This window comes from Ignatzschineria indica, from assembly GCF_003121925.1.
In the GTDB taxonomy this organism is placed as follows: Bacteria; Pseudomonadota; Gammaproteobacteria; order Cardiobacteriales; family Wohlfahrtiimonadaceae; genus Ignatzschineria; species Ignatzschineria indica.
The window spans coordinates 826,459-840,223 of sequence record NZ_QEWR01000002.1; the positions used below are offsets into that span (position 1 = coordinate 826,459).

General features: G+C 42.2%; 13 protein-coding genes. 1 reads left to right on the forward strand and 12 read right to left on the reverse strand.

Translation table 11 applies throughout. The annotated features are described in order from the left end of the window. Nucleotides 1-218 precede the first annotated feature (218 nt). Nucleotides 219-1,265 (reverse strand): N-acetyl-gamma-glutamyl-phosphate reductase, encoded by a 1,047-nt coding sequence (gene argC / locus DC082_RS03730; protein ID WP_109235811.1) that lies wholly within the window; start codon nucleotides 1,263-1,265, stop codon nucleotides 219-221. A 478-nt stretch (nucleotides 1,266-1,743) separates the two neighbouring features. On the opposite strand from argC, the gene waaC reads away from it, so the two are divergent. After that, entirely contained in the window at nucleotides 1,744-2,745 is a 1,002-nt protein-coding gene (gene waaC, locus DC082_RS03735) for a lipopolysaccharide heptosyltransferase I (protein WP_157957397.1), read from the forward strand. A gap of 8 nt (nucleotides 2,746-2,753) precedes the next feature. On the opposite strand, the gene DC082_RS03740 is transcribed toward waaC, so the two are convergent. The 11 genes from DC082_RS03740 to DC082_RS03790 all read right to left on the reverse strand — a co-directional run bounded on the left by DC082_RS03740 (nucleotide 2,754) and on the right by DC082_RS03790 (nucleotide 13,375). Next, the gene (locus tag DC082_RS03740) at nucleotides 2,754-3,095 is read right to left on the reverse strand and encodes an AzlD domain-containing protein (RefSeq protein WP_229821566.1); all 342 of its coding nucleotides are present in this window, start codon (nucleotides 3,093-3,095) and stop codon (nucleotides 2,754-2,756) included. Further along, on the reverse strand, nucleotides 3,096-3,794 hold the full coding sequence (locus DC082_RS03745) for an AzlC family ABC transporter permease (protein ID WP_229821567.1): 699 nt from the start codon (nucleotides 3,792-3,794) through the stop codon (nucleotides 3,096-3,098). It abuts the gene before it with no gap. Between the two features lie 80 nt (nucleotides 3,795-3,874). Then, entirely contained in the window at nucleotides 3,875-4,543 is a 669-nt protein-coding gene (lipB, locus tag DC082_RS03750) for a lipoyl(octanoyl) transferase LipB (RefSeq protein ID WP_109235813.1), read from the reverse strand. Nucleotides 4,544-4,577: 34 nt separating this feature from the next. Continuing rightward, nucleotides 4,578-7,682, reverse strand: a complete 3,105-nt coding sequence (locus DC082_RS03755) for an efflux RND transporter permease subunit (protein ID WP_109235814.1) — start codon at nucleotides 7,680-7,682, stop codon at nucleotides 4,578-4,580. Nucleotides 7,683-7,686: 4 nt separating this feature from the next. Beyond that, on the reverse strand, nucleotides 7,687-8,844 hold the full coding sequence (locus DC082_RS03760) for an efflux RND transporter periplasmic adaptor subunit (RefSeq protein WP_109235815.1): 1,158 nt from the start codon (nucleotides 8,842-8,844) through the stop codon (nucleotides 7,687-7,689). Nucleotides 8,845-9,266: 422 nt separating this feature from the next. Beyond that, a complete protein-coding gene (locus DC082_RS03765) occupies nucleotides 9,267-10,349 on the reverse strand; it encodes an AI-2E family transporter (protein WP_109235816.1) in 1,083 nt (360 codons plus the stop codon). Between the two features lie 159 nt (nucleotides 10,350-10,508). Then, on the reverse strand, nucleotides 10,509-10,985 hold the full coding sequence (greA, locus tag DC082_RS03770) for a transcription elongation factor GreA (protein WP_094566985.1): 477 nt from the start codon (nucleotides 10,983-10,985) through the stop codon (nucleotides 10,509-10,511). 103 nt (nucleotides 10,986-11,088) lie between these two features. Continuing rightward, nucleotides 11,089-11,508: a VOC family protein gene (locus DC082_RS03775; RefSeq protein ID WP_094566984.1), complete on the reverse strand. Its 420-nt coding sequence runs from the start codon at nucleotides 11,506-11,508 to the stop codon at nucleotides 11,089-11,091. A 123-nt stretch (nucleotides 11,509-11,631) separates the two neighbouring features. Then, the gene (locus tag DC082_RS03780; protein ID WP_157957398.1) at nucleotides 11,632-12,276 is read right to left on the reverse strand and encodes a c-type cytochrome; all 645 of its coding nucleotides are present in this window, start codon (nucleotides 12,274-12,276) and stop codon (nucleotides 11,632-11,634) included. Between the two features lie 114 nt (nucleotides 12,277-12,390). Further along, on the reverse strand, nucleotides 12,391-12,954 hold the full coding sequence (gene grpE, locus DC082_RS03785) for a nucleotide exchange factor GrpE (RefSeq protein WP_094566982.1): 564 nt from the start codon (nucleotides 12,952-12,954) through the stop codon (nucleotides 12,391-12,393). A 205-nt stretch (nucleotides 12,955-13,159) separates the two neighbouring features. Beyond that, a complete protein-coding gene (locus DC082_RS03790) occupies nucleotides 13,160-13,375 on the reverse strand; it encodes a PA3496 family putative envelope integrity protein (protein ID WP_094566981.1) in 216 nt (71 codons plus the stop codon). Nucleotides 13,376-13,765 lie beyond the last annotated feature (390 nt).

Sequence of the window (13,765 nt, forward strand, 5' to 3'; positions counted from 1 at the left end):
CCATAAATATTAGAACTCTATTTTAAAACATTAAGTTACAAACAGCTCAATAGATTAGATTGACCTGACTATCGATCTTAAGGTCGATATAAAATAGCAACAACTATAACAAATATCGTTTTAAATACAGTATTTTAAATAGAGTGTTTTAAATATAGCTTTAAATATTGAATGATGCTTTCACTGACTTCCACTGACTTTCACTCTCTAAAGTGGTATTAAATATACATAGAGAGTATCTTTAACCCCTCATCTTCTGGGCGTTTAAACATAATATTCATACTCTGAACCGCCTGCCCTGCAGCGCCTTTGATAAGGTTATCAATGGCCGAGATCACAATCACTTTTCGTCGCTTTTCATCGACTCGCAGAGCAATATCACAAAAGTTGGTGCCGCGTACATGGCTCAATTCAGGTAACCCTTTGCGCACACGGATAAAAGGTTCATCGCGATAGAACTCTTCATAGAGTTTGTAAGCATCCGCTTCGCTAAAGCTTTTATCATCAGCAAAATCGAGATAGATTGTTGAAAGAATCCCTCGATTAAGGGGTAAAAGATGGGGAGTAAAGAGAACGGCAACGCCCTGAGGATCATCCTGCAACTTTGCTAACTCTTTCTCCATCTCTGGTGTATGGCGATGATTAAGAAGCCCATAAGGCTTGAAGTTCTCATTCACTTCACAGAAGAGAGAGGTTGTTTTGGCATCTCTGCCGGCACCTGTTGTTCCTGTTTTAGAATCGACAATAAGATCAGGTTTCACCCATTGATTGGCAATAAGAGGGGCAGCACCTAAAATCGCTGATGTTGGAAAGCATCCTGGAGAAGCGACAATCGGCGCATCAACAATTCTCTTTCGGTGTAACTCCGGCATTCCATAAACGGCAAGAGGGCTAATATCTGTCGCTTGATGCGTCACCTTATACCAAGACTCATACTGCTTGATATCTTCAAAGCGGAAATCTGCACCTAGATCGATCACTTTGACGCCGGCGGCATAAGCCTCTTTTGTTAAGCCTTGCGATAAACCATGGGGTAATGCCATAAAGAGAAGATCGATCTCATCAAGTCGCGCCATAAAATCATGATCTTTTAAGAGAATATGGCTTAAGCGACCCTCATAGTTGGGATAGACTTCAGCGATATTCATATCAGCGTAAGATTTTGAAGAGAGAAGCCTTATCTCAACCTCGGGATGCTGCTCTAATAACCACAATAGCTGCTGGCCGGCATAACCCGTCACCCCGATAATTCCAACCCTGATCATTTCCTCTCCTAATTGATGTTGTCGATCCTTCGATCTGCTTTAACTTGATGCACATAACACTGAATGCATATAACTTAAGGCATATAACTTGATGCCTATAATTTATACGATGATAGCTCTATAATTATTTTCCATAGGTGCTCATTTTTCATAGCCCCTTTTTTATAGACCCTTTTTTATAGACCCTTTTCGTAGCGCCATTAGACAGCTTCGCTGAGCCTGAGCATTATTCTTCTTATCCTTCAATGTAGCAGGTGTTATTCTCTTTGAAAAGAGGTGATCTCTTTTAATTTTAGCCATCATCTCTTTTGACGATAACTTGATATAATCTCCCGAATGATGCGCCGCTTCATGGTAAAATCATCACCCACTATTGATGACCATTATCGATCACCATAAAGCCTCGGTAATATTAGGCTATGGTAATCGTACTTGGTCAATGACCGATCAATTGCACAAAGGAATTAAAAGCAATCGTATGAAGAAGCTACTCTTAGTGAAAACCTCCTCTATGGGAGATCTGATCCATACCTTCCCAGCATTAACTGATCTTTCAAGAGCGTGTCCCAATCAATATGAGATCACCTGGGTTGTAGAAGAGTCCTTTGTCGATATCGCAAAGATGCATCCTATGACAAAAGAGGTGATTGTTTTTGGCAGTCGCCGTTGGAAGAAGCATCCCTTAAGACGAGAAACATGGCAAGAGTTCACCACATTCAAAAGCGCTTTACGCCAATGTAAGTGGGATCTAATCGTCGATTGCCAAGGTCTGATTAAGAGCGCTATTATCACCAAAATCGCCGCTCAAAAAGGAAAGATCCCAACCTATAGCTACGCAAAAGAATCGATACGAGATCCTTTTGCTGCCCGTTTTTATCAACATGGGATTAGAGTGGATAAAGGCTTAACAGCAATTGAACGGAATCGGCAACTCTTTGCCGGCATCTTCCATTACAAAATCGATACGCCGGTTGACTTCGGCATTCAACATTGGGAGACCCGATCTCCTTTAACACCTGACCGCCCTTTTGCCGCCCTCATTCATGGCACGAGTGCAGAAAATAAAGAGTGGCCCGAAGAGCGCTGGATCTCTATTGGGAATTGGCTCGATGAACAGGGGATCGCCTCTATTCTCTTTTGGGGAAATGAGCGTGAAAAAGCACGTGCAGAGCGACTGGCAGAGGAGATTCCTGGTGCAATATTAATGCCAAAAGTCTCTATTGCTGAGGCCGGATTGATTCTCTCACAGGCAACGCTCATTATCGCGGTAGATACCGGTTTTGCACATCTTGCCAATACACAAGATCGCCCACTAATTGGACTCTTTTTAGGAAGTGACGCTCACTATGCCGGCGTGATTCCCACCGCAAATAATCCCCATGCCATCAATTTAGGGGGAAAAGGGGAAAATCCAGAAGTATTAGAGGTAATCCGGGCGATTGAATCTTTCCAAATTTTGCCCGAATACCCGACAGAATAGCGATACGCTTAGATCAGCGAAAAGAGATAGATAAATCCATTGAGCGCCGCCACACCGACAATCACACTCAAAAAGACATTACGCCAGCGAGCATAACTTGCCAATACCAGCAGGAGCGCTAATATTTTAGCGATAATTGCCGAGAGATCAGGTGCGAAAAAATCGATCTCCATACTATGGATAATTAAGACCGCCATCACACTCAATGGAAGAGCGTAATTGAGATAACGCAATAGATGGGAATCGAGAATACGCTTAGGCACAAATGTTGGAAATGCACGTAAAATAAAGGTGATGACCCCCATTGCAATAATCGCAATGATTAGCGCACTTATCGTCATATTTCCCATTTAGATACTCTCCCTTTTTGATTGAAGTGCTGCGCGTAGAAGAATGAAGAGAACCGCAAAGAGTAGTGTTAAGATTAAGACATATTTAGGAGCAATCAATAGCATCAATAGATAGAGTCCTACCGCAATCAATGAAGGCCACCAAATCCGCTTACTTCGCATCTGTTCGAACCATAAAATAACAAAGAGTGCCGGCAATGCAAACTCTAGGTTAGGAATCAATTGCGCAAGCTCTTCTCCGGCAATGATCCCTACAATTGTAGCCAATACCCAGTAACCATGGACTAAAAGAGAGATTTTTGGAAAGAGCCCTCGTTGCTCCTCTTTTGTGAGACTCGTCATCACCGAAAAACACTCATCTGTTAAACAGAAGAGACAGTATGCACGTTTTAGAGGATTTTTAGGGAGAATATCCACTAAGGGAAGTGCATAGAAAACATGGCGTAAATTGATGACTAAGGTATTAACGCTAATATTGAGTAATCCCGCGCCGGTAGAGATTAAGGGAATTGCCGCATATTGTGCAGCTCCAGAGAAGACCACAATAGAGATCAAGATCGACATCCACCAAGGAATGCCGGCAACACTCGCTAAAACACCAAATGCCATCCCTGCCGGCGCATATCCCATCGCAACAGGTGAGGTCACCTTTAATGCTCGCTTCCAGCTAAAAGCTTGCGAGTCTCGCTCTTCAACCACCAATTTTTAAACTCCTTCCTTATCCTAAAAAATAGCTATAGAGATCATGAAACTCATAGAGATCATGAAGATCATGAAGCTCATAGAGAGGGATCACTTCCCTCTTTTATAAGTAATCCTCTATCAGTGATACTCTGTTGCAACTGTAACGGATCGAGATAGTACTCTAGATGACCTACCAGATGCTCGGTGACTTCTGACAACGAAATTGTAGGAATAAAATCGATCATCTGAATCACCTCAAGCCCCTGATATCCACACGGATTGATCCCGGAAAATGGTGTCAAATCCATCGCGACATTAAGACTCAATCCATGATAGACCGAGCCCTTTCGAATACGTAATCCTAATGCGGCAATCTTTTTTCCATCCACATAGACACCTGGCGCTGAGACATCTCCGCTTCCTTCGATCCCATAATCGGCTAAAGTTGCGATCACAGCATTCTCTAGAGCACGAATCAATGAGCGAACACCGCAACCTCTCTTTTTAAAATCGATCAAAGTATAGACTACAAGCTGCCCGGGACCATGATAGGTGACCTGCCCACCACGATCGACCTGAACAATAGGAATCATCGCCGGATTTAAAATATGTTCCGGCTTCCCGTTTTGCCCTTGCGTATAGACAGGAGGATGCTCCACAACCCATAATTCATCGGGGGTCTCTTCAGTTCGACTCTCTGTAAAATGCTTCATCTCCTCATAAACCTCTTGATAAGGAGCGAGCCCTAAATAGCGCACAATCATTGGACAACCTATCTTCTCATTGATGACAAAGAATTTATTGTACCTGAAATTGGGGCATCTGCGCAGATTCTCTTTTTCTCCCACCAATAAAGAGATAGATCACCGGCACGACAATTAAAGTTAGGAGTGTTCCAATACTCATCCCCCCAACGATAACCCAACCGATCGCTGATCTCGATTCAGCTCCTGCCCCTACAGAGAGCGCAAGCGGCACTGAACCTAAAACCATTGCGCCAGTTGTCATTAAGATCGGACGAAGTCGTAACGTTGCGGCTTCAACAATCGCCTCTCTCTTTGAGATACCGGTTGCTCGAATCTGATTGGCAAACTCAACAATTAAAATACCATGCTTTGTAATCAACCCGACCAGTGTGACAAGACCGATCTGACTATAGATATTGATCGATCCACCAGAGAGATAGAGCGCACCAAGAGCACCAAATCCCGCTAAAGGAACAGAGAGAAGAATAATAAAAGGGTCGATCCATGACTCAAATTGTGCCGCTAGCACAAGATAGATAAAGAGTAGTGCCATAACGAATATAAAGATCATCGAAGAACCTGACTCTAAAAATTCTCTTGATGAACCTTGATAATCGAGCATAGCATCAGGGATCACCTCACGGATAATCTCTTCGACAAGCGCAATTCCCTCACCTTGTGAAACACCTGATTGCAAGTTGGCAGAGATCGTCACAGAACGGAGCTTATTAAAGTGACGTAAATTTTGGGGCGCAATAGTCTCCGTTACCGTCACAATATTGGAGAGCGGTACCATTTCACCATATTTTGAACGAACATAGATCCCTTCTAGATCTCTTGGCTGACTCCGTTTTTGGGGATCGACCTGTACCATCACATCGTACTGCTCTGCCCCTTCCTTAAAACGAGTGACATTGCGCCCCCCTAAAGCCGACTCTAACGTTCTACCAACAACAGAGACATCGATCCCTAAAAGCGCTAGCTTCTCACGATCAACTGCTACCTCTAATTGTGGCGTATTCATTCGAAGATCATTATCAGGAGAGATTAGAAGGTCATTTTCTCGCATTCGCTCCATAATCTCTGTGACCTGCTGATCGAGTTTTTGAAAGCTCTCATTCGAACGAATCACAATCTGAACATCTTTTGAATCCCCTCTCTGCCCTAACGATTGGGGATTACTGGCAAAAACGCGCAAACCGAGAGCAATATCTTGAAACCCTCGATTGAGTCGCGAGGTGATCTCCATCTGTGATTCCTCTCGATCATCCCAATCCGGTAGAGTAACAAAGCCTAAAGCCCCCATTGAGATTCCAGAGATCGCATAGACCACTGTCCCATCATCTAAGTTATCGAGGAGATACTCCTCAACTTCAGAAAAATAGCGATCGGTAAAATCAACCGTTGCCCCTTCCGGCGTAATCGCTGCTACACGGATCATTCCCCGATCTTCTGTCGGCGAAAGTTCCTGCGGTAACATTTGATAGAAGAGATAAGCGCCCCCTAAACAGGCGACCATTCCCACTAAAACAAGATAGCGAAATTGCAGACAGAGACGGAGAATACGCCCATAAAATTGGGTCATCCCCTCTAATAGAGACTCGATCCATTGTGAAATGGATGCAAAAAAGCTCCCAATAACACCCTTTTTCTGACTACTACTTTCTGGCTTGAGAAGACGGGAACACATCATCGGGGAGAGGGTTAATGCCGTAAACCCTGAAATTAAGACCGTAATGGAGAGCGTTACGGCAAACTCCACAAAAAGCTGCCCGATTCTTCCCTGAGTAAAGGTGAGCGGTAGAAAAACTGCCGCAAGCGTAATCGTCATTGCAATAATGGCAAAACCGATCTCATTTGATCCTTTAAAAGCAGCTTCTATCGGAGATAATCCTTCAGCAATATGGCGATGGATATTCTCTAACATCACAATCGCATCATCGACCACTAAACCGATCGCTAGAACAAAGGCTAGGAGCGTTAAGGTGTTGATCGAATAGTTAAGAAGATACATCGCAAAGAGCGTTCCGATCAGAGAGATCGGTACCGTTACCATCGGTATCAGTGTTGCACGCCAATCTCGCAAAAAGAGAAAGATAATCACTCCAACGAATAGCAGTGCCTCTACAATCGTATTGTAAACGGAGCTTAATGACTTATTGATAAAGACCGATGAATCTGAGGTTATAGCGATCTCCACATCTCCAGGAAGTGATTCTTGAAGCTGTGGTAGAAGCGCACGAATATCAGCTGATAATGTTAAAGGATTCGCAACTGACTGTTTAATAACCGCAACCCCTACCCCCGGCTTTCCATTAAGACGCGGACGAGAAGTTTCATCAACACCACCTAACTCCACTAATGCCACATCACTTAACCGGACAATCGGACGATTCTCCTCTGCGGCATTATCGGCAACTTTAATAATGATATTGCGAAACTCTTCCACTTGATTGAGATCGGTCCGCGCAACAATTGAGAACTCTTGAGTAGAACTCTTAATGGTTCCTGCTGGAATCTCCACATTCTGTGCGCGAAGTGCAGCTTCCACATCACTGACCGTCACATCGAGAATCGCTAATTTTTGTGGATCGATCCAGACACGCATCACCGGTTCTCGCCCACCCCAAAGTGTCACATTGGCAACCCCTTCCAATAACTCAATCTGCGGCTGGACAATCGTTTCGATCATCTTTGTCAATTCAATCGCATTATATTGATCACTTGAGAGCGCTAAAATCACTACCGGGTCGGCATCAGAATCACTCTTTTGAATAATAGGGTCATCCACCTCATCGGGTAGCCCACGTTTTGCTCGAGCAACACGATCTCGCACATCATTGGCCGCTTCCTCAATATTTTTAGTGGGATTGAAGGTAATATTGATCGAGGAGAATCCTCGGCGGGAGTCAGATTGAATAAAGTCGATACCATCAATACTAGTGACCGCATCCTCAATCACTTTTGTGACCTGAGTTTCAACAATCTCAGGACTTGCTCCCTGATAACTCGTTCGAATACTAATTATCGGCACATCAATATCGGGATACTCTCGAATCGAGATGCGATCTAAGCCGATCAAACCTAATAGAATTAAGAGGATGTTGATAACAATCGCAAAGACAGGACGTTTAATGGAGGTATCAGATAACTTCATTCTCTTACTCTCCTGCTGTTGCTGACTGAACGGATCTTGTTTCGGATCTTGTTTCGGATGATTTTTCCACCCCAAGCTCGTCGGTTTCTAAAGCCTTATATTGCGCATCACCTAACTGCTGAAAAGTCGCTCCCGAGGCATCCTTCATCTTTGATCCCTCTTTTAGACGAATCTGCCCCGCTTTAACAACAACATCATCAGGCTGCAGTCCTGAAAGAATCTCTACACTAAAAGCGGAACGTTCACCAATCTCTACTGGTACCAATTCAGCGATATAGACTCCCGCTTCATCACTCGCTTTCGCGCGATAGACAAATTGAGAGCCTTCAGAGGCAAAGATCGACTCTTCCGGAATAATAATCACTTTGTAATTGAGAGGAACGAGAAGATTGAGTCGCGCAAAGGAGCCGGCAATCAAGGTTTGATCTTCATTATGAAAGCTCGCTAATACCGTTAAAGAACGACCTTTCTGCTCAATTTCGGGGCTTACGGCATAGACTTCCCCTGTAAAGAGTCGGTTGGGATAATTATCCACCGTAAAATGAACATTTTGCCCCTTCTCTACCACATGGGCGACACGCTCAGGAATATTAAACTCTAAACGGAGTAGATCAATATTTAAAAGTCGGACAAGATCGGCCCCCGCTTGGACATAATCCCCTACCTCAACACTCTTTAAGCCCACCGTACCACTAAAGGGGGCATAGATAAAACGACGTTCATATTTGGCTCGTGAGATCTCCTCATTAGCGACCGCTTGCTCATACTCTGCTTGCGCAATATCTCGAGCTTGCGCAGTCGACCCACCGCGAGCGGCTAGTAATCGATCTAAATTCTGTTTAGCCAATTGACGTTTCGCTTCTCGCTCCTTCAATTCAGCAGCTTCAATCGCAGAATCAAGTTCGATAAGAAGATCGCCCTCTTCAACACTCTCTCCCTCTTTAAAAGCGATTTTAACAATACGCCCTGCAGCTTCAGGGCGAATCATTGCTTCTTGATAAGGATAGAGAACACCCACTGCGTAGATCTCTTCATACTTATCTTCTAATAAGACCTCAGTTAACTCTACATGAGTCACTTTTGCCCATGCAGAAGTAGGTAATATGAGTAAGAGAGTACTCCATAATAATGCAACGACAACCGATCTATATGCGCTTAACATCTACAAGTTCCCATCTAATTGAGTGGTATTGAATTGGTTCATCTTAAAATTGATCCTATAAGAATCCAGGATTCATCTGGATCAATAATATTTGTAATATTTGTAATATTTATAAGATTTGATAATGATGATTTCTAACTTAGTATAAACTCATCTAAACAAGAAGTAGACACAATGAACCTTAAGAGAATCTTAAACTCCTCTCTTTAAGAGCATTCTTCATCCAATAAAAAAGTTGAGGAAGGAAGAAAGATATTGATCAATAACCTTACCTAATAATTTTATCGAAAATCTTAACCAACCATCTTAACCAATAAGATAAACAGGATAATGATTGACTTGCGATTACGCCTCTTACAATGTTTCCCTTACGATTACTGATCTTGCGATTACTGATATCACAACTATTAATCTTATAATGGCTAGTCTGATGATTGATGATCTTGAATATTTTGGCTTATTAAGGTCTCTTCATGCACCCATTCGCGCCAAAGAGCAACAAGTAATGCCATCACAACAGGCCCAATAAAGAGTCCGATAATCCCCATTGTCTTAACACCCCCTACCAACCCTAAAATCGTTGGTAAGAAAGGAAGTTTAACAGATCCACCCACTAACCGAGGACGAATCGTCTTATCGACAATAAAGAGCTGCATCCCCCCCCAACAGAAGAGGATAATTCCATGTGTATACTCCCCAGTTCCAGCTAAATAGAGGGAGACCATCGTCATCGAGAGGGGAGCACCTCCTGGAATGAGAGCGAAAATACCGGTAATAATCCCCAATGTGACCGGCATAGGTGCGCCAACAAAGTAATAGACAATACCAAAAACAATCCCCTCTCCGATAGCAATAATCACCATTCCAGAAACGGTTGAACTCACTAAAGTGGGAACAATTCGAGAAATTCTTTTCCATCTTCCCGGGAAAACTCGTTCTCCTACCTTATCAAGCTGCCGACTAAAACGTCGACCATCTTTATAACAGAAGAAGAGAATAATCATCATAAAGAGGATCGTAAAGCCTAAAGCACTAAAACTCTTTGTAACAGAGCGAGTGACTGTTGCGAGATACCCTAATTTGGCCAAACCGATCTCGGCAAAGAAATCATGAATTCCATTAGGCGTTCCGAGGTAGGTCATCCAGTAAGTATTGATCTGATCACCATAGGGGAGATTTAAGACCCAATTGGGCGTTGGGATTCCAAAGGTATTCGCTTCAATTAACCAAGCGCGCAGAAGAATCACCTCACCGTAGAGATAATGGACCAACCAAAAGAAGGGAATGATGATCACTAAAACAATAAAAGCGGTCGCAAGGGAGGCCGAGATCATCGTATTTCCCCTGCAAAACCGCACTAAATCTGAGTAAGGACGCCATGTCACAAAAGTGATAATCATCGCGCCCAATGCTGGAACTAAAAAGCCATGGAAGAAGACAACACCCAGCACTAAAATTAAGATAATAATCCACTTCGCCACTGGGTTTGCTGTCAATGCTTGCATAATTCTTCTTCCTGCTATCTATTGATGAGTATTGATAGAATTCGCCTAGACACTACGCCTTATCGGCACAACGATTTAAGCGCTCTATTAAGATCTTCGATGAAGCTCATATAACTCATATAACTCATATAAAAATATATGAACTCTCTTAAAACTCTCTTAAATATGCTCAACGCTGATCACTTCATATTCGCGATCACCGCCAGGTGTTTTAATCACAATCAGATCATCAACCTCTTTTCCGATCAATGCTCTTGCAATAGGTGATGCGATCGAGAGCTTATTCTTCTTCACATCTGCTTCATGTTCACCTACGATCTGGTAAGTCACCTCTTTATCTTCTGAAAGATCAAAAAGCGTTACCGTTACGCCAAAGATTATTTTACCACTATTAGGGATCTCTGTAATATCAATTACCTGTGCATTTGCCAATCTTGCTTCAAAATCGGCAATACGCCCTTCGATAAAACTCTGCTCTTCTCTTGCTGCATGGTATTCCGCATTCTCTTTGAGATCTCCATGCTCCCTTGCTGTTGCAATCGCTTCAATAACTCGAGGTCTTTGCACTTGTTTAAGTTCATCTAATTCACGACGAAGCGCTTCTGCGCCCGCTTTAGTCATGGGGTATTTATTCATTCAGTAACATCCTTTATTTTTTATTCTTATCTAAATAATTCCAAATCCAATTGATAGCTCATGTTCAGCTATCAATTGAACTATGAACTATTTTGGGATTAACTTACCACCAGCCTACATTCTCCATATCTTTCCAAGGAGCCGCCGGTGCTTTTGGCTCACCTTTTTGAAGTAACTCGATCGAGATATCATCTGGCGTTCTAAAGAAAGCCATCCAACCATCTCTTGGAGGAACATTGATTTCGATGCCGGCATCCATAGCACGCTGACACACTTCATAGATATCATCAACCTCAAAGGCTAAGTGTCCAAAAGCACGACCAATGCCATACTCCTCTTTAGAATCCCAATTGTAGGTCAATTCAATCTCAACATCCTGCCCTTCACAAGCTAAGTAAACGAGTGTGCATTCCCACTGCGGATACTCTTTTCGACGAGTCTCTTTCAATCCTAAAATTTCAGTGAAAAACTTGATCGACTGCTCTAGATCCGTTACTCGAATCATTGTGTGTAAAAATCGCATAATATTTTCTCCTAAAAAAGATAACGGGTATGATCTATAGTCTCATACCCGTCCATTACAACATACTATTATGACATATGTGGTACGGGATTTCTCCTATCCACATATCTCTGCGATAGAAGTTTACTCTTTTTTCTCTGCAGCTTCACTCTCTACAGCTTCTTGTTCAATCGCTTCTTTTTCCACAAGCTCTGCATCTTCTGTTTCAACAGCCTTCACTTCTGGCTCTCCTACTACTGCATCAGTTGCGCTCTCTTCAGCGACGATATCTTCAGCGGGATCATTAGCAGCAACTTCGATACCGCTCTTCGCTAACATGAAGTCTACAGTGTTGATCACCTCTTCATCTGTTAAGCGTGGGTCGCCCCCTTTCGCTGGCATCAAGTTACGACCTTTAATCGCACTTGTGTGAAGTCCATCAAGACCTCTTTCACTAAATCTTGATGCCCAAGCAGAGTTATCCCCTGTTAACGGGGCATCATTAAGCCCTGTATCATGACAGCTTGCACAGAGTGCGGCATATACATCTTGAGGAGCTTTAGCCTTTACGACATCCGATACTAAATTCCCTGTATTGACACGCCCATAGGGTGTTAAACGCTCCGCTACGAGCTCTCTATCATTAAATGGTTTACCGTTAATATCAGTATTGTTACTAATAAATTTTACAAATGAGATCACTAATACCACGACAATTGTCAATAATGATAGCGATGCTAATATAGTTAGTAACGAAAATGTAAACTTATCTGACTGCTGATTTTGCACGATCTGCTCCTAGAAAATACAAGCCATTTTTATAATTTGAATGATTCAATACCCGTCAATGATAAATCAACTTGTTATCTTTTACTAGTGTACTAAATCAAAGAAACGCGCTTTTTATTTTGCAACAATTACTTGCGCGGCTCTAATGAGTCGGTCATTTAATAGATAACCATTTTGTGCGACCGTAATGATCTGATTAGTCTCATATCCATCATGAGGAATCATTGAGATTGCCTGATGAAGTTCTGGATTGAGTTTCTCCCCTTCTGGTCTGATCTGTTTGACACCATATTTTTCACAAACCCCAAGGAGCATCTTATACATCAATTGTGATCCCTCTCTGAAACGTTTCAACTCTTCAGATGAGTTCTCATCAACCGCCTTCATCTCTAATTCCATCGCATCAATAATAGGAAGAAGGTCTTTTACAAATTTATCGAGTGCATATTTATGTGCATTAGCGACATCAATCTCTGCACGTCTTGTAATATTTTGTGCTTCGGCTACCGCACGGATATATTGATCATATAGCGCTTCTTTTTCCGCTTTTAATGTCTCAATCTCATCAGCGACATCGGTAGCATTTTCATCTTGAGCCTCTTCGAGGATCTCATCTTCTACAATCATCTCTTCTCTATTTTCTTGAGCTTCTGTCTCAGTTAATTTCTCTTTTGTCATGACTATCTCCCATTTATCTATTGAATAATGTACAACATTATACAATGAAAATGTTGCGAATATTGCTCTCTCGTCCCAAACATCTCAACTAAAGTGATTTACAACACCTAAAGTTAAAACTCTAACATCTAAAAACCCAACGTTTTAAAATCTTAGTAAAGACTGATTAGAACCATTAAGGCTCACTAAAACTTACTAAAGCTTATTAAAGTTCATCGAGATCATCATCAAGAAGTAGATCATCGAAACTGTCGAGATCAAACTCTTTAGCAAGCTTCTTCTGAAGTGCTCGCTCTTCTCGAATCGCCTCAATACTTCTCCATGCTTGGGATTTACTGCCCTTTACATCACTGACATCAGGAACATCTTCTTCAATGATATCCTCGTCATCTAATAAATCATCATCATAATCGTTAGACATCGCTAAACTCCTTCTAAACAGCAAATATTATTTTCTCTGCATGCTTATATAATATTTAAAAATAAATGCAAGACTTTTCTAATAATTTTCTTCTCTACCGGCCCAACGACTCTCATCTTTCCGACCGAGTCGACCAATATCAACCACAACTCAAGAGAGGAGAGATCTTTTTAGAGCCTCTCTTTAAAATGTAAAATTAGATGCTCAACTCATACTCATTAAGCTGTCCCTAATATGAGGATTCTATCCTCAAAGACAAGTATCTGAATAAAAAAGAGTCATTGTCATAAAAGAAGAGACACTATCAACAAAATAGCGCACTCAAATAGCAGAAATCAGTGTATTGCTATAAAACTACAAAGAATTGTCAATTCCAGATACAATGCATGC